The 24,816-nt window shown below is 58.2% G+C and carries 23 protein-coding genes; 8 read left to right on the top strand and 15 right to left on the bottom strand.

Annotated elements, in window-relative coordinates; genetic code table 11:
* The first annotated feature begins 265 nt into the window (after positions 1-265).
* A complete protein-coding gene (locus B0G83_RS05020) occupies positions 266-1,438 on the top strand; it encodes a porin (RefSeq protein WP_105506275.1) in 1,173 nt (390 codons plus the stop codon).
* A gap of 78 nt (positions 1,439-1,516) precedes the next feature.
* Here B0G83_RS05020 and B0G83_RS05015 read toward each other — a convergent pair whose 3' ends face one another.
* From B0G83_RS05015 to B0G83_RS04980, 7 genes are all read right to left on the bottom strand, one after another.
* Positions 1,517-1,801: a DUF4148 domain-containing protein gene (locus B0G83_RS05015; RefSeq protein ID WP_146120158.1), complete on the bottom strand. Its 285-nt coding sequence runs from the start codon at positions 1,799-1,801 to the stop codon at positions 1,517-1,519.
* A gap of 573 nt (positions 1,802-2,374) precedes the next feature.
* Positions 2,375-2,881 (bottom strand): flavin reductase, encoded by a 507-nt coding sequence (locus tag B0G83_RS05005; RefSeq protein ID WP_258167699.1) that lies wholly within the window; start codon positions 2,879-2,881, stop codon positions 2,375-2,377.
* Positions 2,881-4,782, bottom strand: a complete 1,902-nt coding sequence (locus tag B0G83_RS05000) for a long-chain fatty acid--CoA ligase (protein ID WP_105506272.1) — start codon at positions 4,780-4,782, stop codon at positions 2,881-2,883. The genes B0G83_RS05005 and B0G83_RS05000 overlap by 1 nt, the downstream gene beginning before the upstream one ends.
* The gene (locus tag B0G83_RS04995) at positions 4,779-5,567 is read right to left on the bottom strand and encodes an enoyl-CoA hydratase/isomerase family protein (protein WP_105506271.1); all 789 of its coding nucleotides are present in this window, start codon (positions 5,565-5,567) and stop codon (positions 4,779-4,781) included. The genes B0G83_RS05000 and B0G83_RS04995 overlap by 4 nt, the downstream gene beginning before the upstream one ends.
* An 8-nt stretch (positions 5,568-5,575) precedes the next feature.
* Positions 5,576-6,730 (bottom strand): LLM class flavin-dependent oxidoreductase, encoded by a 1,155-nt coding sequence (locus B0G83_RS04990; RefSeq protein ID WP_105506593.1) that lies wholly within the window; start codon positions 6,728-6,730, stop codon positions 5,576-5,578.
* A gap of 271 nt (positions 6,731-7,001) precedes the next feature.
* Positions 7,002-7,808, bottom strand: coding sequence for a creatininase family protein (locus tag B0G83_RS04985; protein WP_105506270.1), 807 nt, complete (start codon positions 7,806-7,808; stop codon positions 7,002-7,004).
* Positions 7,805-8,575: an enoyl-CoA hydratase/isomerase family protein gene (locus tag B0G83_RS04980; RefSeq protein ID WP_105506269.1), complete on the bottom strand. Its 771-nt coding sequence runs from the start codon at positions 8,573-8,575 to the stop codon at positions 7,805-7,807. The genes B0G83_RS04985 and B0G83_RS04980 overlap by 4 nt, the downstream gene beginning before the upstream one ends.
* Positions 8,576-8,768: 193 nt before the next feature.
* Between B0G83_RS04980 and B0G83_RS04975 the strand changes: the two genes are divergently transcribed.
* A complete protein-coding gene (locus B0G83_RS04975) occupies positions 8,769-9,617 on the top strand; it encodes a helix-turn-helix domain-containing protein (protein ID WP_105506268.1) in 849 nt (282 codons plus the stop codon).
* 68 nt (positions 9,618-9,685) lie between these two features.
* Here the strand turns inward: B0G83_RS04975 and ribB are convergent, their stop codons facing one another.
* Both ribB and B0G83_RS04965 read right to left on the bottom strand, forming a co-directional pair.
* Positions 9,686-10,834, bottom strand: coding sequence for a 3,4-dihydroxy-2-butanone-4-phosphate synthase (ribB, locus tag B0G83_RS04970; protein ID WP_105506267.1), 1,149 nt, complete (start codon positions 10,832-10,834; stop codon positions 9,686-9,688).
* 44 nt (positions 10,835-10,878) lie between these two features.
* Positions 10,879-11,388, bottom strand: coding sequence for an Lrp/AsnC family transcriptional regulator (locus B0G83_RS04965; RefSeq protein WP_105506266.1), 510 nt, complete (start codon positions 11,386-11,388; stop codon positions 10,879-10,881).
* A gap of 477 nt (positions 11,389-11,865) precedes the next feature.
* Here B0G83_RS04965 and B0G83_RS04960 point away from each other — a divergent pair, with 477 nt between their 5' ends.
* The 6 genes from B0G83_RS04960 to B0G83_RS04935 all read left to right on the top strand — a co-directional run bounded on the left by B0G83_RS04960 (position 11,866) and on the right by B0G83_RS04935 (position 19,485).
* Positions 11,866-12,579, top strand: a complete 714-nt coding sequence (locus B0G83_RS04960) for an alpha/beta fold hydrolase (RefSeq protein ID WP_105506265.1) — start codon at positions 11,866-11,868, stop codon at positions 12,577-12,579.
* A gap of 137 nt (positions 12,580-12,716) precedes the next feature.
* Positions 12,717-13,817 carry an NADH:flavin oxidoreductase/NADH oxidase gene (locus B0G83_RS04955; RefSeq protein WP_105506264.1) on the top strand — a complete coding sequence of 367 codons (1,101 nt, stop codon included), beginning with the start codon at positions 12,717-12,719 and terminating at the stop codon, positions 13,815-13,817.
* Between the two features lie 69 nt (positions 13,818-13,886).
* Entirely contained in the window at positions 13,887-14,921 is a 1,035-nt protein-coding gene (locus tag B0G83_RS04950) for an AraC family transcriptional regulator (protein ID WP_105506263.1), read from the top strand.
* 186 nt (positions 14,922-15,107) lie between these two features.
* Entirely contained in the window at positions 15,108-16,538 is a 1,431-nt protein-coding gene (locus B0G83_RS04945) for an efflux transporter outer membrane subunit (RefSeq protein WP_105506262.1), read from the top strand.
* 57 nt (positions 16,539-16,595) lie between these two features.
* Positions 16,596-17,894 carry an efflux RND transporter periplasmic adaptor subunit gene (locus B0G83_RS04940; protein ID WP_105506261.1) on the top strand — a complete coding sequence of 433 codons (1,299 nt, stop codon included), beginning with the start codon at positions 16,596-16,598 and terminating at the stop codon, positions 17,892-17,894.
* Between the two features lie 31 nt (positions 17,895-17,925).
* On the top strand, positions 17,926-19,485 hold the full coding sequence (locus B0G83_RS04935) for a DHA2 family efflux MFS transporter permease subunit (RefSeq protein WP_105506260.1): 1,560 nt from the start codon (positions 17,926-17,928) through the stop codon (positions 19,483-19,485).
* Between the two features lie 45 nt (positions 19,486-19,530).
* Here the strand turns inward: B0G83_RS04935 and B0G83_RS04930 are convergent, their stop codons facing one another.
* The 6 genes from B0G83_RS04930 to B0G83_RS04905 all read right to left on the bottom strand — a co-directional run bounded on the left by B0G83_RS04930 (position 19,531) and on the right by B0G83_RS04905 (position 24,800).
* The gene (locus B0G83_RS04930; protein WP_105506259.1) at positions 19,531-20,187 is read right to left on the bottom strand and encodes a helix-turn-helix domain-containing protein; all 657 of its coding nucleotides are present in this window, start codon (positions 20,185-20,187) and stop codon (positions 19,531-19,533) included.
* Positions 20,188-20,341: 154 nt separating this feature from the next.
* On the bottom strand, positions 20,342-20,998 hold the full coding sequence (locus B0G83_RS04925) for a pyridoxamine 5'-phosphate oxidase family protein (protein WP_258167696.1): 657 nt from the start codon (positions 20,996-20,998) through the stop codon (positions 20,342-20,344).
* A 62-nt stretch (positions 20,999-21,060) separates the two neighbouring features.
* On the bottom strand, positions 21,061-21,525 hold the full coding sequence (locus B0G83_RS04920; RefSeq protein WP_105506258.1) for a RidA family protein: 465 nt from the start codon (positions 21,523-21,525) through the stop codon (positions 21,061-21,063).
* A gap of 111 nt (positions 21,526-21,636) precedes the next feature.
* Positions 21,637-22,419, bottom strand: a complete 783-nt coding sequence (locus B0G83_RS04915; protein ID WP_105506257.1) for a helix-turn-helix domain-containing protein — start codon at positions 22,417-22,419, stop codon at positions 21,637-21,639.
* 23 nt (positions 22,420-22,442) lie between these two features.
* Complete coding sequence (locus tag B0G83_RS04910) at positions 22,443-23,495, bottom strand: S9 family peptidase (RefSeq protein WP_181156696.1); 1,053 nt, start codon at positions 23,493-23,495, stop codon at positions 22,443-22,445.
* A gap of 393 nt (positions 23,496-23,888) precedes the next feature.
* Complete coding sequence (locus tag B0G83_RS04905; protein WP_105506255.1) at positions 23,889-24,800, bottom strand: LysR family transcriptional regulator; 912 nt, start codon at positions 24,798-24,800, stop codon at positions 23,889-23,891.
* Positions 24,801-24,816 lie beyond the last annotated feature (16 nt).

The following is a 24,816-nucleotide window of genomic DNA, read 5'->3' as shown; positions in this document are numbered from 1 at the left end:
GCCGACCCAACTTCTCGTCGCGCGACCCACCACGAATTGCGCTTCGATTGACGGCTCCCACCGCACAATCTGCTGACCAGAACCCAACTGCAATAGCACAAGAATAGAAAATTCTGCTTGAACTGCGGCAATATTTCTCCATGCATTCCAATTAAATCACGACGCAGGCGACCCGATAAAAATCCCCGCAACGTGCAAATTGATGTGATTTATCGACATGCATTTATGCCTGACAGAATTCATTCGACTGACGTCTGGAGATCTTGTGAAAACGAAAAAAAAGGAAATCATTGTTGGCTCGCTCGTGGGGCTTGCCAGTTCGCTGGCCCATAGCCAGAGTAGTGTCATGCTCTACGGAGAGATCGACAACGGTCTTCATTACCAGACCAACGTGGGTGGCGGCAAAGCGATTTATATGGACTCGCTGGACGGCATCGACGGCAGTCGCTGGGGGTTGATCGGCAAAGAAGATCTGGGAGGCGGCTTTAAAGCCATTTTTACCCTTGAATCCGGCATCAACGTGAATAACGGACAATTCGCTCAGGGAGGCACGGCCTTTGGCCGCCAGGCCTTCGTCGGACTGAGCAGCGACGCCTACGGCTCGCTCACCGCGGGTCGTCAATACGACATGGTGTGGTATTTCCCCGAATTCCTCGCGGGCTCCGCAGCCGTTGGAGACCTGCCTGGCGGGCACCCGGGAGACCTCGACAATGTCGGCAACAGCGTGCGATTCAACAATTCCGTGCGTTATATGAGTCCGGATTTTCATGGCTTTTCCTTCGGGGCCGAATACAGTCTTGGCGGCATACCCGGCGACTTTACGTCCACATCGGGCTACTCTATCGGCGCGGGCTACACCCATGGCCCGCTTCAGATCGGCGCAGCATTCGACTACTTCAAACATCCGACCTCGACGCCGGGAAGCGGCTGGTTCACTGCGTACGCAAGCGGCTTCAACCTGCTAGCCAACTCCCTGAATTCGGCTTACCAGGTTGCGCAGGCGTATCAGGATGCTGTTGTCGCCGCGACCTACACGATCGGCAACGCGGCGATCAGCGCCTCTTACTCGAACGTTCAGTACGCCAACCTGGGGCTCTCGTTTCGGAACGGTACGGCGGTCTTCAACAACTACGATATCGGTTTGAGTTATCGCATCACGCCGGCATTTTCGGTCGGCGTGATGTATGACTATATGAACGCCCGCGGCGTAACCACGGCACAGGGCAACATCGTCGGTAACCAGCACTACAATCAGGCAGCGTTTCTCGTGGACTATCTGCTGTCGAAACGCACGGATGTGTATTTCTCGGGGGGCTGGCAACGTGCTTCAGGCACCTCGTCGACGGGCGCGCCTGCAGTCGCCGACATTGGCGGATCCGGAGATTCGTCGAACAACCACCAGATGATTTATAGGTTGGCTATCCGCCACAAATTCTAGAAAGGCCATCCCGTCAATACTCCGATCGAACCACGCGCCGGCATTTCACGACCTGAATGCTAGCGCCGCGCCCGTCTCTCAGGGTTGCTGGCTCAATGCCTGGTAGGTCGGTGTCATGCGAACACCAGCGTCATATATATTCCGGTTCCGGCCAATCTGTTCCGGAGCCGGTGGATAGGCCCGTTGCTTCGTTGCTGAAATCCAGCCGTCATGTTCGGCCTGGACGAGTTCGGCGCGTACCTCGGCGCGCGTCTTCTTACCCACAACCACCACGCCCGGGAGGTTTGCATTGTCGGTCTCGGCGCTTGCGGCCAACGGAAAGAAAATCGCCAAGCTGAGCGCAGTTGCAATCATCGCTTTCATAAAAATTCCTTCTTTGTAAAGCAGCAGTTTCGCAATCAGATGTAACCGTACATGGTGAACAACAGGGCATACGGTATTTCCTGCCCCGCTGAGTTGCAGACAATGATGTCCAGCTTCTGGATAGCGCAGAGGGACGCTATCGTCTTTGCGACTAGCGAAAAGATATTCTTCACGATGACGGGCTCTCCGACGAAAAGATCTGGACCACGGGTGCTTTGAAGCATTTCCATGAGTGATACTTTATCGGGAACCGTCCAATCTGAATTTATGGAAGATGACAACTTATCGCCAAAAACAGCCAGAGTTTTCGCTACCGCTTCACGTGCGTTTCACAAGCCAGCGGCAAGCCGACACCCGGTTCTACCGCATGCAGTGCGTTAGAACGCGAGTGCGGGCGAGCGCCGCTGGGACTGCGATCTGCGTTGGGTGTATCGAGCAGCAGGTGGATTGTCGGCGTGGAGCGGCGGCTATTGATTATTTTGATTGGCCGCGCATCTATTAGCGGGGAAGCTATCGTGACGTCCCGCCGCGAAGCGTGAACGGTGGGTGAGAAGAAATTTTACTTCGATCGTTTCAGGCCTGCTTCTGCGGAATCCGATGGTAAGCGCGCCCGTGATACACGAGACCCGAGACCGAGGAACCGAGATGCACGGCCTGCACCGCGCAGAAAAAAACCGTATGCGTGCCAATATCGACGCTTCGGCTCACCGTACAGTCCAGACTCGCGGCTGCGGATTCCAGCACTGGCGCGCCTGTGGCGAGGCGGATCCATTTACCGTGCGTGAAACGCTCGGTCATGCCGATATCCCCTTTGCCCGCAAAGATCGGCGACAGCACCTCATGCTCGTGAGAGAGCACATTGATGCAGATGATGCCCGCCGTGCTGAAGTGATGATATTGACGGCTGGATCGGCCAATGCAGACGAGCACGGTGGCCGGATCGTCGGTCACTGAGCAGACTGCGGACACCGTCATGCCGACATCGCCAGTGGTGGTCGTGGTGGTGATGATATTAACTGCCGCCCCGATACGCGCCATGGCCTCGCGGAAGGTGGTGCGGTCTGGTGAAAGTGCGATCACTACGGCATCTCCCTCAGTTGACTGTATGGGGCAATCTGTTCTTTGATCAACTGATCCTCGGCGTCGTCGTAAAGACCGGCTATAAGGCTCTCGTAACGCGCCATTATTGGCTTGCGGCGCTTTTTACGCGTAGCGGTCATCACACCATTCTCAGGTGTGAGTTCCTCGGGAATGATCCTGAAGGCCTTGATCTGCTCCGCGCGAGCCAATCTCGCATTGGCCTTTTCTACTTCTTCGCGGATCAGGCCTATTACGACTGCGGACGTGGCCAGATCGGCATAGCGCACGATCGAAGCATCGCGCGCACTGGCCCAATCCATGGTAAGCGTGCCATCCACTTCGATCAACGCCGTCAGATATTTGCGCCCTTCACCAATCACCACTGCTTCGGTGATATAAGGGCTCTGGCGAAGTTCGTTCTCGATCTGAACAGGGCTGATGGATTTTCCGGCGGCGGTATTGACGAGCTCTTTTTTTCGATCAATCAGCTTGTACGAACCGTCCTCGCCGATATGCACGATATCTCCGGTGTAGAGCCAACCGTCCTGCAAGGCAGCATGGGTCTCGGCTTCCTTGTTCCAGTACCCGACGAACAGTCCCGGCCCTCTAACGAGCATTTCGCCGTCTGCCAATACGCGCGTCTCCCAGGCCGCGTCGTCGAGCGGCACACCGGAATTGCCTGGCCTCGACCAGTCGGCAATCTGCGCGAGGTTGCCACCCACCATCTCCGTCTGCCCGTAGATCTCCCGCAGATTGACGCCCCATAATTGGAACAGTGTGACGAGTTCGGGCGGCATCGGAGCCGATGCGGTATAGGGATACCGCAGATCGTCGAAGCCAATTCTGGCCATCAGGGGCAGGAAAATGGACCGCTGGCAGGCAGCGTATATCTCCTCCTTGAACGGGTCGCTGCGGCCCGCCTCCAACCGGTCGGCGAGCACGTCTCTCGCAATCCCGAGGGCCAGCTTGTAGTTTTGCTGATCGGCTTCAGAACTGCTGTTCACGTGGTTGATGATCTGAGTTGCAAACTTCTGATAGAAGCGCGGAGGCGCCATATAGGACGTCGGCCTGACTTCTCGAATGCAGTTCGCGAAATCGGCCGATACATCGACGAAGTAAGGTACTGTCTTCGCGATCAGCGGCAGCGTCATGGCCTGAACGCGCGCCACCGTATGCGAGAGCGGCAGATGGATGACCATGCGCTGCGGTTCGGACATGATCGCAGGACAGAAGGTCGGCCACGTGAATGCGCCGGCCAGCATGGAAAGATGCGTGAGCATCGCGCCTTTGGGCGACCCCGTGGTCCCCGAGGTGTAGCCAAGACTCACCAGATCCGTCGACTGCGCAGATTCGGACTGCTCCCGCAGATACGCCGTCTCGTCCCCGGAGAAAGGCCTGGCGAACTCGGCGAACGAAACGACATTCGTGCCGGTCTCGTCAGGCGTCTTCTTCCAGGCCGGGTCGAGTACGACGATTTTAAGGAGTTGGCGAGACGAGCTGGCGGCTTCGATTATGCGAAGCTGCGCAGCATTACCGGCAAAAGCCAACCGTGCCCCTGAATCTTCCAGATAGTAGCGAACCTCTTCGACCGACGACGTGAAATAAACGCCCACCGTGACCGCGCCCGAGCAGATCGTCGCCATGTCGGCGATGACCCACTCCTGAGATACGTCACCCATGATGGCAATCCGGTCGCCTCTTGCTATACCGGCCTGCCTGAGCGCGACGGAAATGGAACAGACCGCGTTCGCATATTCCTTCCAGGTTGTCGGTGTCCAGGTCCCTTCGCGCTTTTGAAAAAAGGCGTTGGCGTCGGCATCGTTTTTCAGCCGCTCCATCAGCAATGCCGGGATACTGGTCGACGCGAATTGACCACCGGAAGTCCAAGGTGCGGCGATCATTTGTGGCTGTCTCCAAAGCGCTTGCGCTTCTCGGCGAACGAAGCCACCGCTTCACGACGCTCGGCCGAATTGAAGGTTATCGTTTCCAGAGCAGTCGACGTATCGAGTAATAGATGCGTGTACTGCTTGGTGATCTTGTTCACACAGTACTTAGTCCAGACAATCGCGTCGCGCGGACCGCTTGCGAGAAGTTCCGCGTATTCGACGGCTGCCTCCAGCAATCTGTCGCTCTCGACGATCTTGTTGATCATGCCCATGGCCAGCGCTTCGTCGGCGTTAACGAAGTCGCCCGTCATCAGATAGTGCCTGGCGCGGATCGGGCCGAGAAGAAGCGGCCAGATCACCGCGCCGCCGTCGCCCGCCACGACACCCGCATTGACGTGCGTGTCGGCGAATCGCGCAGTCGGAGTCGCATAGATCATGTCGCAAAACAGCGCTAGCGTAGCGCCCAGACCCACCGCCGCGCCATTGACTGCCGCCACGATCGGCACCTCGACCTCCAGCATGTTCCTGATCAAGTGACGGCCACCTCGTGTCGGCGATGGAAGATCACCATTATCAATCGACTTCTGATCACCGCCGGAGCAGAAGGCGCGCCCCGCGCCGGTCAGCACGATCGCCTTGACCAGTTTGTCGTGGTCCAGATCGACGAATACCTGTTCCAGCTCGCTGTGCATGTCCCAATTGATAGCGTTCAGAATCTCCGGACGATTCAGCGTGACAATCGCAACACCGGAAGGCCGATGTTCCACATTCAGATACTGGTAGCGGGAAGACGTGTCCATGCGTGAGTTCATCCTTGAGTTTGCAGCGGGTTGGAGGTCTGCGGCCGCATTGCTCGAATCTTGCCGAGAACCTCGTCCAATGGCCGAACGATGTTGTTGCGATCGTTGAAATGAGGAATGACATATCGGCCGACCATCTCGATCGCCGACATGATCTGCTCGTGGGGGACCGAATCCATATGCAACAGTACTTCGTCGATACCGAGCTTTTCGTATTGCTCCAACTGCCGAATGACAGTATCGGGACTTCCGCATACCGTGGTGGCGGACTCGTTCAGGAGATAATCCCAATCCTCGGCGGCGCGCTGCATCGCAGGCACGCTTTCGGCCATATACGCATAGTTGTCGGCGAGCTTTGCGAGCCGCGGGTAAGCGTCGGTCGAGATGCGCGCATAGTGCATGATGGGGGCGGCGAAGGTGTCCTTCGCTTCCTGGTCCGTTTTGCCGATGCCGATAAAAAGCGGCACACCGGCACGTGGCTTGTGCAGAGGCCCGGTTTCGTCGCGCTTCCAGTTCTGCCAGTACGTGTCGAGTAACCCTTTCTGCTTTTCCCAGCCCTGGTAGATGGCGTGGCTCATCACAGCGAGCCCCTCCGAGGCGGCCCACACGTGGCTATTCTGACTCGTCGCCGCGACGCCAAGCACCGGATACGGCTTTTGCAACGGCTTGGGCACGAGTGAGCGAGGAGGCACCTGGTAGTACTTTCCTTCGAAGGTGAAAACGTCTTCCCGCATTGCCGTGCGAAGCAGGGCCATGCCCTCTTCCATTTGCGGCAACGTTTCGTCGGGCGATACGTTGAATGCACGCATCGCGATCGTGGTGTTGGCCCGGCCGCAATACATTTCCATCCGACCGCTGGAAAGTATGTCGGTCACCGCCAGCCGCTCCGCCGTGCGAAGTGCGTGGTTGATGGCTTTAGGCATCAGTGCCACCGACGGGCGAAGTTTGATTCGCGAGGTAACGGCGGCGAGATAACCAAAGACCACCTCGGGAGCCGAGCTCGAAATGCCGCCCAGAGCAAAATGCTGTTCCGAGAGAGCAACGAAGTCGAATCCCATCTGCTCCGCCAGAACAGCTTCCCGAACCAGTTCGCGCAATCTGTTCGAGTAGCTATGCCCGACCTGCGTTTCCTGCTCCGACCAAAAACCGATTTTCAATGGCATTTGCGTTTCCTTGACAGTTGCAATGTACAAACTCATGGCGCGCACAAAATTCCGCACGCGGACCTTCGGTTAGATGACGGGCATCGCCGATGTGCCGAATCTCTGAATTACAATTTGTTAAAGACAATAGTTATACTTATCTATTTCTTCATACTTCCGCATTCGAAATTGCGTTTTTATCGTGTAGAAATATTGCCGCAGATCCCACAGCATTTTTTATTCTTTTTACGCGGCGACATCGTGCTCATCCGCAGATCATGCTGTCAAACGTTCAACCGGGTGTCGGAACGTCAGCCGCATCTCCCGACGATTCGGCCACGAACGCCGAAGCTAGCAGTCTGGCGGTAGCATTCAGACAGGTCTCGCCGATCTCGCGTGACGATCCTCGTGCGTCGCCGAGCACACCGTTGCGAGATATCGAGGCAATGCCGTTTTTCCACATCAGATTCAATTGCTCGGTCGTCAGGAAACCAACGTGGCCTGCCACCAGTTGTCCGCGCCGAACACTGTCGGGATGAAGGTGCATCATGAGAGAGGTTTCAGCAATATCGGCGTGCCCACCCACGGACTCCGGATCGCCGCCGGCCTCTTCAACTGCCACGCGCCACTCGCGAAGCCACGCTTCATGATTCGTATAGGCGAACACCTCGGTCGCCGGGCCGACCGCGTCTCTCAAACGTGGGAGCATGGTACGTAGCGCATTAAAGTTGCCGACGTGGGCCGAGAAAAGATAAATGCGCCTGAATCCATGCTTCGCGAGGCTTGTGCAGTAATCGTGACAAAGCGCGGCGTAAGTTTGCTCCTGCAACGAAATCGTGCCGGGGAAGGCCATGTGGTGCCTGGAGCATCCCACCTGAATGGTCGGCGCGATCAGTGTTCGTCCTAACAACGTGGCGATTTCCACCGCGAGAGCAGCCGCGTGATCGGCATCCATGCTCAAGGGTAAATGGGGCCCGTGCTGCTCGACGGCCCCGCAAGGAATGATTACGCCGTCAAACCCGTTAGCCAATGCGGACGACACGTCTTCATACGTCATGCGCGTGAGATGAAGCGTGTCCGATTGCTGGAAGTTGCTCACGATTCCACCTTCTTGTTGCGTGTCAGGAAGTGAGCTCTGGCGTCGGCGGTCTTCGGATTGTCGAGATATCCACGAAGGTCGCTCAGAGTCAACTGTAGCAAAGCGTCGTCCGTCATTTGCGGGCTCTGGCGGAGCGTTTGTTTGATTGCGCCAAAGAGTTGACGATCCTTGTCGCAAAGCTGCCCGCATTGGACGATCGCCTGAGCGAGCACGTCCTCTCGCGCGGAGATCGCGTCGACCGCGCCGATTGTGAGTGCATGCTCGGCGGAAATCAGCGCACCTGAAAACAGGAGCGAGCGTGCGGCGCGATAACCCAGCAGAGACGCCGCCTGACGCATCCCTTTTGCCGCCGGTAGAAGGCCGTGATTGATCTCGGGAAATCCCAGCCGGGATTCGGGCGATGCGACGACGTAATCCGCATGCAGGACAATTTCGAATCCCGCACCGACGGCATATCCATTGACCGCGCACACGAGTGGACCTGGGTACTGCTCGATCTGACACAGAAACGCGCTGAACGCCTCCATGCGGGACACAGCGAGTTCATGGTTCGCCACTTCGTTGATATCGCCGCCAGCGCAAAAGAACTTCTCCCCCGCTCCGGTAAGAACCACACCGGGTGGCACGGATTGTCGGGAGAACCGGCTGAAGGTGGACATCAATGCCGCAATCAATGTCTCGCTGAGAGCATTCGCCGGTGGCCGTTTGATCGTAAGCTGCACGAGGTTGGCATTGATGTTTGTGAGGATAAGTTCGTCGGTGTTCATTCGTGATGACTCGTCTTTGTTTGTCTGTTTAGTGTAGGCGGAGGTGAGAGAAATTTAATTTTGAATTGTTTGCACCAGCACTAATCCGGCAGCTTAAAATCGCGTCATTCAGATGCCCCGCCGAACGTTGCACTGCGAACGGCGACTCATGAACTGAATGAGGCAATACGATCAGCGCAAAAGCGAGTGAACCGTGGACCCAGCAACGTCTGACACCCATCCTGCCGCATCCCCAGTCGCGACAGACGAAGTAGCGATCGACTACCACCCGTTCGATCCGGACTCCATAGATTCTCCGGTAATAGCCGTCCTTCTTCAGACAAAAGGAAGAGAGGACGAGTTGCCCATGCACGTCCACCGCAAGGGGCAACTCGTGGTCGCGTTGAAGGGCTCGGTCATGTGCCGATCGCCGAACGGATGGTGGATCGTGCCGCCCGATGGCGCTGTCTGGATTCCGGGAGGCGTTCCTCACAGCAATCATGCGTCAGATTTTGCGAGTCTGTACGTGATCTGTATCGCGCCCAACGTGGCCGACATGCCCACCGAATGTCGCAGCTTCACGATTACGCCGCTCATCCGCGAATTGATCCGCTCACTGGCCAGGCTGTCGCCCTTCTATCCGGAAGAAGGACCGACAAGCCGGCTCGCCGGCGTGTTGCTGGATCAACTCACCCAACTCGCGCCTGACGACGTCTTTCTCCCGATCTCCGATAATCATCGGCTACAACAGATTGCTTCGTCGTTGCTCGACAATCCTGCCGACCGCAGCACGATCGCGGAATGGGGACGTCGTTATGCCATGAGCGAACGTACACTCGCGCGATTGGTGCTTAGCGAAACGGGCATGACATTCGGACGCTGGCGCGAACGCCTGCACATCATCATCGCGCTGCAGCGTCTTTCGGCGGGAGCCTCCGTTCACGCGGTGTCGATCGAACTCGGCTATGAGGGTCCCAACTCGTTCATCACCATGTTCAAGAAGATCATGGGGCAAAGTCCCGGAAAATTCCGGGTGGAAAAAATAGAAGCGTCCCAGCCCTGATCGAATCGACGCATCATCTGTCAGTAAAGCGGGAACCTGCGTCGAATTGACGGTCATTCTCGATAGATTCAATCTTCCTGATAGTCCCTGATGCGCTCTATTCCTCTTTGCTCCACTACGTTCAGACCGTAGCCTTCCAGGCCGACAATCGTTCGCTCATGATTGGAGAGCAAAATCATGTTCTTCACGCCGAGGTCGGCGAGAATTTGCGCACCGACTCCATAATCGCGCAGTGCCGGCTCCGCGGGCTCGGGGTGCATCATGGAGCGCACACGTTCCGACACTGCCGCGAGACGCGACTCACGAATGAGCACGATGACGCCACGGTTCTCGTTTCCCAACAACTGTGCGGCACCGCGTAAAGACGCAAGGTGATGGCCTCCCATGATGTCGTTCAGGGTGTCCACCGCATGCATGCGCACAAGCACCGGATCGCTTCCCCGCAGGTCACCGATCACAAAGGCAATATGCTCGACCTGATCGACCCGATTCCGGTAGACGACAATGCGCCAGTAACGTCCGTTCGGCTCGGTGAAACTACCGTTTTCGACCACCTCCACGAGCTTTTCCGTTCGTCGGCGATACGCGATGAGGTCGGCAATCGTGCCCAGTTTCAGCGCGTACCGCCGCGAAAAACGGACCAGGTCCGGCAGCCTTGCCATGGTGCCGTCGTCGTTCATGATTTCGCAGATCACACCGGCCGGCACGAGCCCGGCCAGACGCGCAATATCGACTGCGGCCTCGGTATGGCCCGCGCGCACGAGGGTGCCGCCGTCGCGCGCCATCAGCGGAAAAACGTGGCCGGGAGAGACGATATCGTCGCGGCCCATTTCCGCATTGATGGCAACCGAAATGGTGCGGGAACGGTCGGCTGCGGAGATGCCCGTACTCACGCCATCACGCGCCTCGATCGACACCGTGAAAGCAGTCTCGTGCCGCGATCCGTTGATCCGGCTCATCAGGTTAAGACCCAGTGATTCACAGCGCGACCGGGTCATGGCAAGGCAGATCAAACCGCGCGCATGCCTCACCATGAAGTTCACCGCGTCAGGTGTGGCGAACTGGGCGGGAATAATCAGGTCGCCTTCGTTCTCGCGGTCTTCATCGTCCACCAGAATGAACATGCGGCCGGCTCTAGCTTCTTCGATGATTTCCGACGCCGTCGAGATATCTTCGCGCAAATCCAGCGGCTTCAAGGTTGATGCAACGTCATTCATCCGAACACCTTTTTGAGTTCCGCAGCAGTCGCCAACGGTCGCGATCACGACGCCAGCGGCATCGCATGAATCTGGATAGGCCGCGTGGTGTCGATCGGAAGCGTCGTTTTGTTTGCCAGTCTTTTAAGGACGACGTTCGAGCGAACGCTGGCCACGCCGGGCAGTGATGTCAACTTGTGCGTGATGATGTGTTCGAGTTCCACGAGATCCCTGGCCACCACTCGCAGAAAGTAGTCGGTTTGCCCCGTCATCATGAAACAGTCCATGACCTCGGTGATGCCCTTCACCGTGTCGGCGAAACTCTCCCGCGCATGCATGCCCTGCCGCTCCAGACCAATCTCCACGATGGCCATCACCACCAGGCCGAGTAGAGATGCGTCGAGGACAGCAACACGCCGGCTGATCACACCGAGACGCTCCAGATTCCTCACCCTGACGAGACACGGAGAGGGCGACAAGTTGACACGAGCCGCCAGTTCGAGATTCGTCAGACTCGAATCCTCCTGAAGTTCGCTCAGGATGCTGAGGTCAATCCGATCCAGCGCAACGTTCATGACCAAGGTCTCCTCTTCACTTAAGGCCCAGGTACCTTGAAGTTCATACCCCAGCTTTCGGCCAGTACAGCGATTTCCGCTGCAACACGTATTCGAACAACGGTACCTGATGAACGAGTCTATGCCAGTTGGCTTCGTGGGAAATTCCGATAAAAAGTCGAGTTATCACCAAAAACAGACATTCCTGCCGAGGTACGGGAAAACCCGCTATTCGGTCACACAGGCGTAACGAGCGCTGCGGCGACAATGACGGGCGATGCGCTGGGCGATCACCTCAAGCAGACTGTCCTAATTTGCAAAATGCATGTCCCGTAATGTCAAAAGGAAGAATCCAATGCCGATACACTCGATTGCTGAATTCGGATCGGCTTGGATCTGGGCGAGAAAACAGATCAACCCTCCGGAAGAATGTAGCGCGATGTGCGGCCTATACGTCGGCGCGTTCCGCAATGCTTAACGCTAGAGGTTCCATCTACTATGAAAAATTTTGTCTTCGTTCATGGCGCTTTCCATGGGGGTTGGTGTTTTGACAAGGTCCGCCCCTCGCTGGAAGATGCTGGCCATCGTGTACTCACGCCCACGCTAACGGGAGTCGGGGAGCGCTCTCATCTTTCGACGTTGGGTCCAATCAATCTGGAAACCCATATTCTTGATATCGTCAACCTCATCAAGTGGCGAGATCTCGATGATGTTGTGCTTTGCGGCCATTCGTACGGCTGTCTTGTCATTACCGGCGTTGCCGATCTGCTGCATGACCGGATTGCCTCGCTTGTTTACCTCGACGGTCCACTTCCAGAAAAAGATGGCGACTCGCTCTTTTCGTTGCTGCCCAATCTGCTATTGCCGTGGACCGAAGGCAGCGCCTCGCTTGGCGGCACGCAGGTTCCGAATTGGCCTTCAAAAGTATTTGGCGTTGACGAAGTACATCAGGCGTGGGCAGATTCGAAGCTAACGTCGCACCCGTTGGCCTGCTTCACGCAACAACTTTCTCTCATCGGCGAATTCAAAAAAGTACCGAAAAAAGTGTTTATCTACAACTCGAAGGATATCGGCATACCGAGCCGTATTCCGGAGTGGTACGAGGCCCAACGCGATCTTCCTGGAAGTCACGTCTATTCATTAGATGGCGGGCATGACCTGATGATCAACAAGGCACGCGAAGTAGCGGAGATCCTGCTGAAGCATGCCTGACATCGTTGAGCGGCGACTGCCGTCGCGAAGAGCCGTCGCCTGAGCGGCCTCTTGCTCCGTCGCTCATCCCTAACCCCTCCTCTGACATCCCCCCAAAGACATGGACAGCGCCCAAACGGGCGCCGCATGGAGCTAGCATGAGTCGCCCGATCCTCTTTAGTCCGATTCAAATCGGCAATTTGAAGTTAGATAACCGCATCGTCATCGCCCCGATGGCCCAATATTCGGCCGAAGACGGGCAGATGAACGAGTGGCACCTGATCCACCTGGGGCAACTGGCCAGTTCAGGTGCGGCCCTGCTAACGATCGAGGCAACCGCGGTTACACCCGAAGGACGCAACACGCCCGGTGACGTAGGACTCTATTCCGATGACTGCGAAGCCGCCATGGCGCGAGTACTGCGCGGCGTTCGGCGCTGGTCGGACATGCCGATAGGGATCCAGCTCAACCATGCCGGGCGAAAGGCCTCACGACAAAAATCGTGGGAAGGTGGCGCGCAGATTTCACCCGGGCAGCCGAATGGCTGGCCAACCTATGGGCCCTCATCGCTCGCGTTCGCGTCCGGCGAGATACCGCCGATTGCTCTGGATCGCGATGGTCTGGCTGCGATCCGCAACGCCTTCGCCAGCGCTGCACGAAGAGCGTCCCGGCTTGGCCTGGCATTCATTCAGATTCTGGGTGCGCACGGCTACCTGCTCCATGAGTTTCTCTCGCCTCTTTCAAATCAGAGGTCAGACGAGTACGGCGGCTCGCTGGAAAACCGCATGAGGTTTCCGCTGGAGGTCTTCGAGGCCGTACGGGACGCGTTTTCGCATGACCGCCCCGTGACGATGCGAGTGTCGGCAACCGACTGGGTGGAAGGGGGATGGTCCATCGAGGAGACTATTGCGTTTGTCGACGCATTACAGCGGAGAGGCTGCGCCGCCGTCAATGTTTCGAGTGGTGGGTCGAGCCCGGCACAGCAGATACCGATTGGGCCCGGCTATCAGGTTCCCCTTGCGCGCGCGGTGAAACAGGCGACTAACCTGCCGGTCATCGCCGTTGGTCTGATCACCGAATTCGAGCAAGCCGAGGCAATCCTCGGCACGGGAGATGCCGACCTGATCGCGCTCGCGAGAGCGGTGCTCTACAACCCCCGATGGCCCTGGCATGCGGCTGCTCACTTTGGCGTTCAGATCAAGGCACCCAATCAGTATCTTCGCTCTCAACCCCATCGGATCCGGAATCTGTTCGTTTGATTAGTCACGTCGGGCAAACTCTTCGCGTTTCAATTAACATTTTGTGACTCATGCGTCTCAATGTGAGACATGTCAACCATTCGCGAGGGAACCACCGTTATGCGCAAGCGAGTCGTCAGAAGCGCCACGTTGCATGGCTATCTGCGAGCCGCCTGCGACGTTGGCATTGACGGTAAAGCGCTGATGGCTCGAGTCGGATTGAGCAGCGATATCGCTGCAAGTCCCGACAGCCTGATTCCCCTGGATGCATGGATCAGGCTTCTGGATTTGTCTGTTGCCGCGTCCGCCCGTACCGATTTCGGTGCACGCGTCGCGATCGCCCGCGGTGTTCCCGACTATGGGCTGGTCAGTCTTCTGTTGCGGGAAGAGGAAACGCTAGGAGATGCGCTGCAAACGTATTCGACGCAGTTGCATCGCCACTGCGACGGCATCTTCATCGATCTCGACGAACGCTTTGAAAAACCGCTGCTGACGTTCAGGATCGAGTCGGAGATTCCGTCGATACAAGTCATGGAATACTGTGCCTGCGGAATCGTCCAGATGATTCGCTGGCTTGTCGGACAGGACTGGCAACCCGATGCAGTCTGTCAGGAACACTCCCGTCCCGCCCACACGCAATTGCAAGGCAATTTCATGCGATGCGAACTCAGGTATGACCAGGTGGTCAGTGGGATCCTGCTCGGTCGCGACGCGTTATCCATGAAAGTTGTCGCCTCGTCCGCCGCACTCCGACGTCACGCGAAAACCTTGCTCGAGCAAACCTTCAATCATTCGCCGGAAAATTTCGAGGCACGCGTTGAGTGGCTCATGCATCAACAGTTGCGCGACTCGCGATGCAGCGTCGACACCCTCGCGTCCAGTCTTGGAATGAATCGGCGCACCCTGCACAGGCGACTCGCGGGCAAGGGACTATCGTACTCCGGGCTTTTACAGCACGTACGGTGCGACACCGCGAAACGACTACTCAGCGTGCAAGCCGTGTCATTGACCCAGGCAGCCGAAGCGTTGGGGTTTGGCAGCCTGAGCGTGTTTTCCAGATGGTTCCAGGCCAGCTTCGGTTGCAGCGCCTCGACGTGGAAGCGGAATCTGGCAGCCGCCGGCTAAAACATCTCGTCAGGATCGATGTCCTTCAGCGTGACGCGAAAGATCGACATTGTTGAATTGACCGTATTTAGAAGTATTTTGTCACTATCAACAGATTCATGCGCACGTCCCATCTTTAATCTTGAGGCTTGTTAATGTCGAATCGAATTCATCTTGGAACGTCAAACAAGCCTTACTTCAATCGTCATGGTGCTGGTCCTGGCGGGCTGTGCCAACTACGCCGGCATCAACAGTGACAAACAGATCACCGAGCCACGGAACGAGGCATTGCAGGCTACGCAAAGCGTGCCGTCGCAAGGCGGTCAGTGGCCGTCGCTCGACTGGGCCAAGCAGTTCGGCGATCCGCAATTGCCGCGGCTCATCGATGAAGCGCTGGCGGGCAGTCCATCGATTGCGCAGGCACAAGCCCGAATCGCAAAGGCATCGTCCTACATGGAAAGCTCGCGTGCGGGTCTTTTCCCGAAAGTGGACGGCTCGTATTCCTGGAGTCGCGAGCGCTTCTCAGCGAACGGCCTTTATCCGCCCCCGTATGGCGGCAGTTGGGTTAGCGAGAACAATGCGCTCGTCAGTGCTTCGTGGGACCTGGACCTGTGGGGCAAGAACCGCTCGCGGCTAAATCAGGCAGTGTCACAGCAGAAAGCCGCCGAGGCGGACATGCAGCAGGCGCGTGTGACGCTGGCCGCATCGGTTGCGCAGACCTACAACCAGCTCGCGCTGCTCTATGCTTTGCGCGATGTCGCCCGGCGCGAAGTCGAAAACCGCACCGACGTGGCGCGCATCACGAACAGCCGCGTGGCGGCGGGACTCGATACCAACGTCGAAATCCGCACGGCCGCAGGCAATATCGCCACGAGCCAGACGAATTTTTCCGGGCTCGACGGCCAGATCACGACGACGCGTTACCAGCTTGGCGCGCTGCTCGGTCAAGGCCCAGATCGCGGCCTGACCATAGCGAACCCAGTGCTGAACTCGACGATCGGGGTCGCGCTACCGGACAACGTGCCCGCCGACCTGATCGCGCGCCGGCCGGATATTGTCGCGGCGCGCTGGCAGGTCGAAGCGGCGACATCGAACGTGCGGGAAGCCCGGGCCGAGTTTTTCCCCGATATCAATCTGTCGGTGGCTGCGGGCTTCGATGCCTTCGGCTGGGGCCGGTTCTTCACCTCGAGCAGCCGTCAGTCCAACGCTGGGCCGGCCGTCCATTTGCCGATCTTCGATGCTGGCGCGTTGCGCGCCCAGTTGAAGGGCCGTTACGCGGACTTCGATCTCGACGTCGCGAACTACAACCAGACGCTGATCAACGCGCTGAACGATGTGGCGACGCAGATTGCGTCGATTCGTTCGGCCGATCAGCAGACCCGCGATGCGACGCGCGCCCTCGACGCCTCCACTCAGGCCTACCAGCTCGCCGTGATCCGGTACAAGGCCGGGTTGTCGCCACAACTGCAGGTGCTCAGCGCCGACCAGAGCCGCTTGTCGAACGAGCAAACCGTGACGAACTTGCGAATGAAGCGTCGCGATCTTCAGATTGGCCTGATCAAGGCGCTGGGTGGTGGTTTCAATACCGCCGACACCCATCTTGCCGTCGGCGGGCAAGCGGCGAAGACCGCCGATTGAATCCGACCGCATCGAATCGATTAGCAGCAACTCAAGACAGAGAATACGGAGCTATTCATGAGCGACTCTCAACACAATGCCGCACCGGCACCGGCGCGCCAAACCAGCAATGCCAGCAACACCAGCAACGCCACGCGCCGCGTGCTGATGTCCCTGATCGTGCTGGTCGTGATCGTCGCGGCGGTTGCCTATGGGCTGTACTACTTCCTGGTCGAGCGTTTCCACGAAATCACCAACGACGCGTATGTGAACGGCAACATCGTGCAGATCACGCCGCAAGTGGTCGGCACGGTGATCTCGGTGAATGCGGACGATACGCAAACCGTCAAGGCAGGCGATCCGCTTGTCATCCTGGATCCGGCCGACGCCAGGGTCGCGCTCGACCAGGCCGAAGCGAATCTCGCGCAGACGGTACGCCAGGTCCGCACGCTCTTCGTCAACGATAACCAATACCAGGCGCAAGTCGCGCTGCGTCAATCGGATTTGTCGCGTGCCCAGGACGACCTGCGCCGCCGCCTGACGATTGCGCAAACCGGCGCGATCTCGGGCGAGGAGATCTCTCATGCCCGCGACGCCGTGCGCGGCGCGCAAGCCTCGCTCAACGCCGCGCAACAGGCGTTGCAATCGAACCGTTCGCTGACGTCGAACACGACCGTCGCGAATCATCCGACGGTACTCGCGGCGGCCGCCAGGGTCCGCGATTCAGCCCTGAACTTCGCGCGCAACACGCTTCCCGCGCCGGTGACGGGTTATGTCGCCAGGCGTTCGGTGCAGGTTGGCCAGCGCGTCTCGCCAGGCACGCCGCTGATGGGCATCGTGCCGCTGAACGGCGTATGGATCGATGCCAACTTCAAGGAAGTGCAGTTGACGCACATGCGCGTCGGCCAGCCGGTCGAATTGACGGCTGACGTTTATGGCTCAGGCGTCGTGTTCCACGGCAAGGTGATCGGTTTCTCGGCCGGAACCGGCTCGGCGTTCTCGCTGTTGCCGGCGCAAAACGCGACCGGTAACTGGATCAAGGTCGTGCAGCGTCTGCCGGTACGCATCGCGCTCGATCCACGGGAACTGGAGAAGCATCCGCTGCGAATCGGTTTGTCGATGAACGTGGATGTATCCATCAAGGACGAGAACGGCGGTCAACTGAGCACCGCGCCGAGCACCGTGTACCAGACCGATGTGTTCGCCAGGTACGGCGATAAGGCCGATGTCGACATTGCGCGCATCATCGCGGCAAACGAAGGCACGCCGGACCCGGCTACAAGAAATGGCCGCAGAGACGTCAGCGGCAGCTCGCAGAAGACCTCGAAGGACAACATTCGGCTCTCGAGAAAGCGAGACCTCGTCGAACCGGCATAAGCGTCCTTCAAAACTTCACGGAACGATTCCTATGTCTCAACCCAACATAGTTCATGCTCCGCTGGACGGCGCCAAACTCGTGATCGGCACGATCGCGGTGTCGCTCGCCGTGTTCATGAACGTGCTCGATTCATCGATTGCCAATGTGTCCATTCCGACGATCTCCGGTGACCTCGGGGTCGCGTCGGATCAGGGCACGTGGGTGATCACGTCGTTCGCGGTGGCCAATGCCATCTCCGTGCCGCTCACCGGTTGGCTGACGCAGCGCCTCGGGCAAGTGAAACTGTTCACGATGTCGATCGTGCTGTTTGTGATCGCGTCGTGGCTGTGCGGGCTCGCACCGAGCCTTCCCTTTCTGCTCGCCGCACGCGTCTTCCAGGGGGCGGTCGCCGGCCCGATGATCCCCCTTTCGCAAACCTTGCTGCTCGCGAGTTATCCCCGAGCGAAGGCGCCATTGGCGCTTTCCATGTGGTCGATGACCACGTTGATCGCGCCCGTCGCGGGCCCGATCCTCGGCGGCTGGATCTCCGATAACGTTTCCTGGCCATGGATTTTTTACGTCAACATTCCGGTGGGTGTCATTGCCGCGATCGCCACGTTTGCGATCTTCCGTGAACGCGATTCGGTCATTCGCAAGGCGCCCATCGATACAGTCGGTCTTGGCCTGCTTGTTATCTGGGTCACGTCGCTGCAGATCATGCTGGACAAAGGCAAGGACCTCGACTGGTTCAATTCGACGACCATCGTGGTGCTGACGCTGATCGCGGCGATCGCGCTCGCTTTCTTCATTGTGTGGGAGTTGACCGAGGAACATCCGGCCATTGATCTTTCGCTTTTCAAGCTGCGCAATTTCACGGGCGGAACGATCGCGCTGGCGGTTGGCTACGGCTTGTACTTCGGCAATATCGTGTTGTTGCCGCTGTGGTTGCAAACAGATCTCGGCTATACCGCTACCGATGCCGGCCTCGTGCTCGCGCCAGTCGGGTTCTTCGCGGTTTTGCTCTCGCCCGTGCTCGGCAAATTCCTGCCGCGTATCGATCCACGCAAGATCGCGACGGGCGCGTTCCTCGTCTTCGCGCTCGTGTTGTGGATGCGCTCGCACTACACCACAGGCGTCGACTCCTTCACGCTGATGTTGCCCACGTTGATTCAGGGCGTCGCCATGGCCGGATTCTTTATTCCGCTGGTTTCGCTTACCTTGTCCGGCTTGCCGGGCAACCGGATTCCAGCGGCATCGGGATTATCGAACTTCGTGCGGATCATGTGCGGCGGTATCGGGACGTCGATCTTTTCAACCGCATGGGATCGCCGGTCAAGCGTGCATCATGCGCAGCTTGTCGAGCAGGCCAACCTGTACAACCCAAACTTCAATGCGTCGATGCAGCAATTCGGCGCGGCGGGGTTCAGCAAGGAACAGGGCTACGGGTTGTTCAATAGCATGGCAACGCAGCAAGCGGCGCAGTTGGGCGTGAACGATCTTTTTTATCTATCGGCGGCGATTTTTGTCGCGTTGATTGCGCTGATCTGGATCACCAAGCCTGAGCGATCGAGCGGTGAGGATTCGGCGGCGGCGGCTTCGGCGGCACATTGAAAAGCACATCGCCAGAATGAACCCGGACATGTTGTCGAGGACAAGCTACGGCGAAGCAGGTTTCTGTTGCGCGTATCCGGGGGGAGTCAACACCACGAGGAGCATCGCACCGAGCGGCGCCACGTATGCGTGCGGTCGATGCGACGAAAACAAGGCACTTTCTCCCGCACGCAACCGCGTCGGCTCATCCTGTTCGAAATGCAGTTCCAGTTCGCCGGACAGCACGTAACAAAATTCTTCGCCTTCGTGTGCGGCGAGCCCCCCTGCTTCGTCGAGCGTACGCGCCTCGATCTGCATGCGCAACGTGACCATGCCTATTGAACTATCGCGGTGCAGCAACGCGTATTCATAGGGAATGTTTGCGATTCGCGTCGTGACGATGTCGTCTGTGTGACAGACGCTCAGCGAATTATTGCTGCGCGGACGGTTGGTCAGCACGTCGCGCCAGTCGAATCCCATGCCTTCAATGATCCGGTGCAGCATGCCGAAGGTCGGCGACATTTTGTTCGTCTCGATACGCGAAAACGTTGCTGCAGGCACACCCGTCAGCAGGCTTGCCTCATTCAGCGTGAGGTCTCGCGACTGGCGCAGTGTGCGCAACCGCTCGCCAATCTTGTCAGCGGGAACCTGCAGGCGGGGGCGACGCGGCGGCTTGATCGACAGTGCCGACATGATGGAGACGACGCGGGTCTTCTTGTTCATTGCCGCTCATCGAAGTTGAACAGGTTTACGGATACGTAAACGGACTATACAACATCGGCACACCCGCGGACAACGGAACGCACGCGCCATCTCCACGCGACCGGAAGAAACAGACAAGCCGGTGGCGCGGAGCGCTTCGGCCGTGCGTGCGAAATCACGGATCGTCGTGGTCACGCCTGGCGAAGCGATCCGGGTCGAATGCGTCCGGAGAAAGTCCGGAGATCGTCGCCCCCGCCGCAAACGGATATCTTAGATACGACGCGCGAGGCTGCCCTGGCGGCGAGTATTGCCCGTCGGCCAGAATCCGCTTCTTTGCGGTCATCTCGACGACCACACAACGAATGGCGATGATCTGATCGGCCGCCGCGCTTTCGATCGCCGAGTAGTCCTTCTCCGGTCGAAATTTGTCGAGCGCGAGATTCTGGTGACGAATGACGGCGTCCGTGTCGTGATCGATAGTCGCAGTACAACGCGCAATGACGCTGTAGTACTCGAGACTGGTGTTCTGCCCTTTCGGCGCTTTGAGTAGCGAGACCGGCCTGTCCACCTCGATCGTCACATTGGGATTCTCGCGGAGCTTTTGCGCGAAGGTTCCGAAGCGCGAACAATGAACGAGAAAAGTGTCGCCCGTGAAGGTAAAGCTTTGCGCGACGATGTAGGGGTAAGGTGCGTCGTGCACGGCCACCCGGCAGATCAGTTCGTCTTTCAGGAACGCCTGTATCGACGGCCAGTCGGTCCACGCAAGGTCACCTCGACGCATCTGCGAGTTCAGGAATTGCGGATTCATAGTATCCAGTTGGTTCAACAACATCACCCTTTTCCATCGACTGAAATGCGGCGAGCACGTCAGCGCAATCGTGTTTGCCGGTCGTATCAGTCTTCCAGTATGAACGTTGCTTCGACTTCCACCGGCGCATTGAGCGGAAGGCTCGCCACACCGATCGCGATCCGTGCATGTTCACCACGGTCACCGAATATCTGAGTGATCAATTCGGACGCCGCATTGATGATCGACGGAGCATCGGCAAAGCCCGGTGACGTGACGACGTAGCCCCCGAGTTTGAGAACCTTCGTAACGCGTTCCAGATTGCCCCCGGTTGCCTGGTGCACATACCCGAGAACGTTGAGGACACGTAGTCGAGCCGCCGCTTTGGCATCGTCGACGGAGACCGCCTCCGGCACGGCACCGGTCCATTGCACCTTGCCGTCGCGAAGCGGCAACTGCCCCGAGACGACCAGCAAGTTTCCCTGCTGATTGAATGGCTTGAATGCAGCGCGTGTCGGCGCATGGTCCGGCACCGTGAGACCCACTGCCCGAATTCGTTCGTCGATCGTCATTTTCTCTCCAGTACGCCGCCACAACCGGGCGGTGTGGCAATCATTCTGAAGAGAACACGACAGTCACGCTATCGCGGATGTGTCGTTTCCTATCGCGGATACGCCAATCCTTCACGGTTCAATCGGCCTGAAGAACGCACTCGGACTGCATCCGAGCGCCTTGCGGAACATTGCGCTGAATGCGCTTGGGCTCTCATAACCGAGCGTTGAGGAGATCTCCGTGACGGAGCGCTTATCGGCAAGCATCCGCACGGCCGCAAGGAGGCGAGCCTGCTGTCGCCATCGTGTGAAAGTCATTCGCGTCTGGCTGGCAAACAGGCGGATGATGGTCCGCTCGCTGGCTCCAACAACCTTGCTCCAGGATTCGACGGAGGTTTCTTCCGCCGGATTGGCAACGATCCAGCGACAAATGCGTGCAATACGCTCGTCATCCGGCATGGGCAAATGAAGGGGCTCGATCTGCAGCGGCTTGATCTCCTGATAGAGCAGTTCGACGACGAGTCCATCACGGCCCATTTCGTCGTAATCGACAGACATAGCCACCACCGAAGCAATCAACTCGCGCAAAAGCAGAGATATGGACACGACGCAACATCGCGACGTATCGATCGGCGTGCGCTCCGGGGCGAAGTAGAGTGTGCGCATCTCGGTGCGACCGATGGCCTGCATGCAGTGGTGTACGCGAGGCGGCACCCATACTGCCCGTTGAGGCGGCACGACCCACGAGCCGCCCTCGGCCGTGACGAAAATCGATCCCGTGTAAGCATAAATCAGCTGACCACGTCGATGCTCGTGGAAATCGATGAAGAAACGGTCCGGCAGATCGCGGGCCATCCCTCCTACCGGACGCGCGATCGCCTGATAGTCGTCCCGGTCTTCACTTTTGCCAAACATGACATTTCCCCGATGCGCGAAACCTAAGCCAGCGCCGGGCGCAGAATACGCGCGGCCGCTTGATCGATGCCCAGTTTCTCGGCCAGCCAGTCGCAGACAAATTCCTGACCGAGCGTCGGATTGTCGATCTGGCAATGTGCCGCGCCGGTTTCTTCCGGATAGAAAAGCTTGAGGTCGGCCTTCACGCCGTTCTTCTTCGCATAGCCGTAGGTATCGGTTGCCGTCTCGAGACCGAGCCAATCCTCGGTTCCCTGAAGGACCAGATACGGCACGCTGATGTCGTTGATAACGCCCCTCAACGAGAACACTTTGGCCCGCTGAACCACCGCTTCAGGCGTTTCACATCCGAAGACCCATTTCAGGTGGCCCCAGATCAGCCTGTCGGGGGAGTCGAGCCACCCGGCGAACAGGGACGACATGTCGAACATCACCGAATCGGAGACAACGGCAGCCACCCGCTTTTCCACCGCCGCGGCAAGCGCCGCATAGACGCCACCGACACTGGCACCGTACAAGCCAATCCGGGCGGCATCGACGTCCGGGCGAGTCGACAGATAGTCGATACACGCCCCAACCGGAACATGCGTATCCGGGCGATTGACGATTTTTTGCCTGCGGAGCGTGCCTCCCTGTCCGGGCAGATCCACCAACAGCAACGACATGCCTCGGGGAAGCGCATGCTTGGGCATCTCGTGAAGGAGTTCGTCCTTGTACTCGTCGAGACCACCGAACGCGATCACGACCGGCGATCGAACCTCGTTGCCTGCGCACGGAATGAAATAGGCGTCCAGGTGCGCCCCGTTCTCGTACGGCACCTTGACGACTTCACCGGCGGGTGTGAGACCCGCCAGATAACGCTTCGAACAGCGCTCCACACTGTCGAAGGTGTCGGTGCGTCGCGGGTCGTCATGCCCCAGATAGAATTCCGACGAGCGATAGTAGTTGGCGGCGCGCAGCCAGTTGCTGCTCGCCGTACGGAAGCGTTTCAACTCGAACGCCTCGTTTGCACGCGTCTCGCTCGTCCGCGCCATGGCTTGCCATTCGCGATACCAGCTCTCGGTATCGCCCGGCGTCATTCGCGACGCCGCGAGAAAACACTCGCTGATCAGACTTGCACCTTCCTGCGCCGCGCCGAGCGTGCGGGCAAACTGAAAACTCAGCTCGGGCTGCCCCGGCCATTGAATCCAGCCGTTCTTCTCGTAACGACCGGTAGCTACGTGGTTCGCTTCCATCTCTTGTCTCTCTCCATGTTTGCTTTGACAAACTGAAACACGACGAACTGCATTCGAGAATTCTGCTTCTTGCGAGGATTCAGACTAATCCGGGCACCTCTAAATTTACGGATAAGTAAATTTCAATTGATGATAGCGAGTCTGTTATCACATATCAAGGCGATGTTTCACCGTGAGGGGCACTTCGCATTCCCCTCGGCTCATCGACCGGGCAAATCGGCGTGGTTGGCGGCGCGACTACGGCGCGGTCTTTCTCCACGACCGAAACAGGTCGAGCAGCGCACGACATGGCGTCGACATCGCGCCGCCCCTGCGCCAGACCGCGCCGACATCCATGGTCGGCACCGTCACGCTGAGATCGCGGCGACTAATCCGGTTTCCCTCCAGAGACCAGGGTCGATAGACCAGATCCGAAAGGATCGTGACACCTTGCCCGAGCGCGACAAGACTTCTCACCGCTTCGATCGATTTGCTCTGCATCCAGACATTCGGTGCGACGCCATAACTTCCCCAGTACTTGCCGACCGTTCGCAGGTGCTCGTCCATGTCCAGAAGCAGATAGTTCTCGCGCGCGACATCTTCGAGTGTGACTCGTTGCGCCTCTTGCAGAGGATGGTCAGGATGAGTCCACAACCGTCGGGTAAAGCGAAGAATCGTCTCGTACTTCAGGTCTTTGACTTCCGCGGTGTTCGACACCAGCAGGAGCGCGATATCGAGGCGATCGTCGACGAACATCTCCTCAATGGCTTCACGCTCGCTTTCGACGATGCTCACACTCAGGTTGCCGAAGCGTTGGGCAATGGTGGAAATCAGCGACGGCATCAGGTAAGCCGAGATGGTTTCGGTCACGCCGATACGCACATGTCCCGAGATCTGCGCTGGATCTTCCTGTGCCGCTGCAACGGCGCGGTCGACAGACACCGCAGCGTGTTGCACATGGCGCAGAAATCGCTCTCCAGCCTGGGTGAGCCGAACCCCTTTCGAATGACGATGAAGCAGCGTCACGCCCACCGCATCCTCGAGTTTCTTCAACGCGATCGTCATGGACGATTGGGACACCGCGCAAAGGTCGGCCGACTGAGAAATCTTCCCCGTGTCGGCGACGGAAACGAAGTATTCGATCTGGCGAAGCGTGATGGATGTGCTCACGGATATAAACCTGGAA

The sequence above is a fragment of the Paraburkholderia sp. BL21I4N1 genome (assembly GCF_002973525.1).
Lineage (GTDB): Bacteria > Pseudomonadota > Gammaproteobacteria > Burkholderiales > Burkholderiaceae > Paraburkholderia.
Note: the sequence above shows the minus strand (reverse complement) of the source record. Positions and strands in the feature narration are given on the sequence as shown.

Coding starts and splice junctions, on each gene's coding strand:
- B0G83_RS05015 (WP_146120158.1), bottom strand. CDS start 1,801: ATGAAAGCGATGATTGCAACTGCGCTCAGCTTGGCGATTTTCTTTCCG.
- B0G83_RS05000 (WP_105506272.1), bottom strand. CDS start 4,782: ATGATCGCCGCACCTTGGACTTCCGGTGGTCAATTCGCGTCGACCAGT.
- B0G83_RS04995 (WP_105506271.1), bottom strand. CDS start 5,567: ATGGACACGTCTTCCCGCTACCAGTATCTGAATGTGGAACATCGGCCT.
- B0G83_RS04990 (WP_105506593.1), bottom strand. CDS start 6,730: ATGCCATTGAAAATCGGTTTTTGGTCGGAGCAGGAAACGCAGGTCGGG.
- B0G83_RS04980 (WP_105506269.1), bottom strand. CDS start 8,575: ATGAACACCGACGAACTTATCCTCACAAACATCAATGCCAACCTCGTG.
- ribB (WP_105506267.1), bottom strand. CDS start 10,834: ATGAATGACGTTGCATCAACCTTGAAGCCGCTGGATTTGCGCGAAGAT.
- B0G83_RS04965 (WP_105506266.1), bottom strand. CDS start 11,388: ATGAACGTTGCGCTGGATCGGATTGACCTCAGCATCCTGAGCGAACTT.
- B0G83_RS04960 (WP_105506265.1), top strand. CDS start 11,866: ATGAAAAATTTTGTCTTCGTTCATGGCGCTTTCCATGGGGGTTGGTGT.
- B0G83_RS04955 (WP_105506264.1), top strand. CDS start 12,717: ATGAGTCGCCCGATCCTCTTTAGTCCGATTCAAATCGGCAATTTGAAG.
- B0G83_RS04950 (WP_105506263.1), top strand. CDS start 13,887: ATGTCAACCATTCGCGAGGGAACCACCGTTATGCGCAAGCGAGTCGTC.
- B0G83_RS04945 (WP_105506262.1), top strand. CDS start 15,108: ATGGTGCTGGTCCTGGCGGGCTGTGCCAACTACGCCGGCATCAACAGT.
- B0G83_RS04940 (WP_105506261.1), top strand. CDS start 16,596: ATGAGCGACTCTCAACACAATGCCGCACCGGCACCGGCGCGCCAAACC.
- B0G83_RS04935 (WP_105506260.1), top strand. CDS start 17,926: ATGTCTCAACCCAACATAGTTCATGCTCCGCTGGACGGCGCCAAACTC.
- B0G83_RS04930 (WP_105506259.1), bottom strand. CDS start 20,187: ATGAACAAGAAGACCCGCGTCGTCTCCATCATGTCGGCACTGTCGATC.
- B0G83_RS04925 (WP_258167696.1), bottom strand. CDS start 20,998: ATGTTGTTGAACCAACTGGATACTATGAATCCGCAATTCCTGAACTCG.
- B0G83_RS04920 (WP_105506258.1), bottom strand. CDS start 21,525: ATGACGATCGACGAACGAATTCGGGCAGTGGGTCTCACGGTGCCGGAC.
- B0G83_RS04915 (WP_105506257.1), bottom strand. CDS start 22,419: ATGTTTGGCAAAAGTGAAGACCGGGACGACTATCAGGCGATCGCGCGT.
- B0G83_RS04910 (WP_181156696.1), bottom strand. CDS start 23,495: ATGACGCCGGGCGATACCGAGAGCTGGTATCGCGAATGGCAAGCCATG.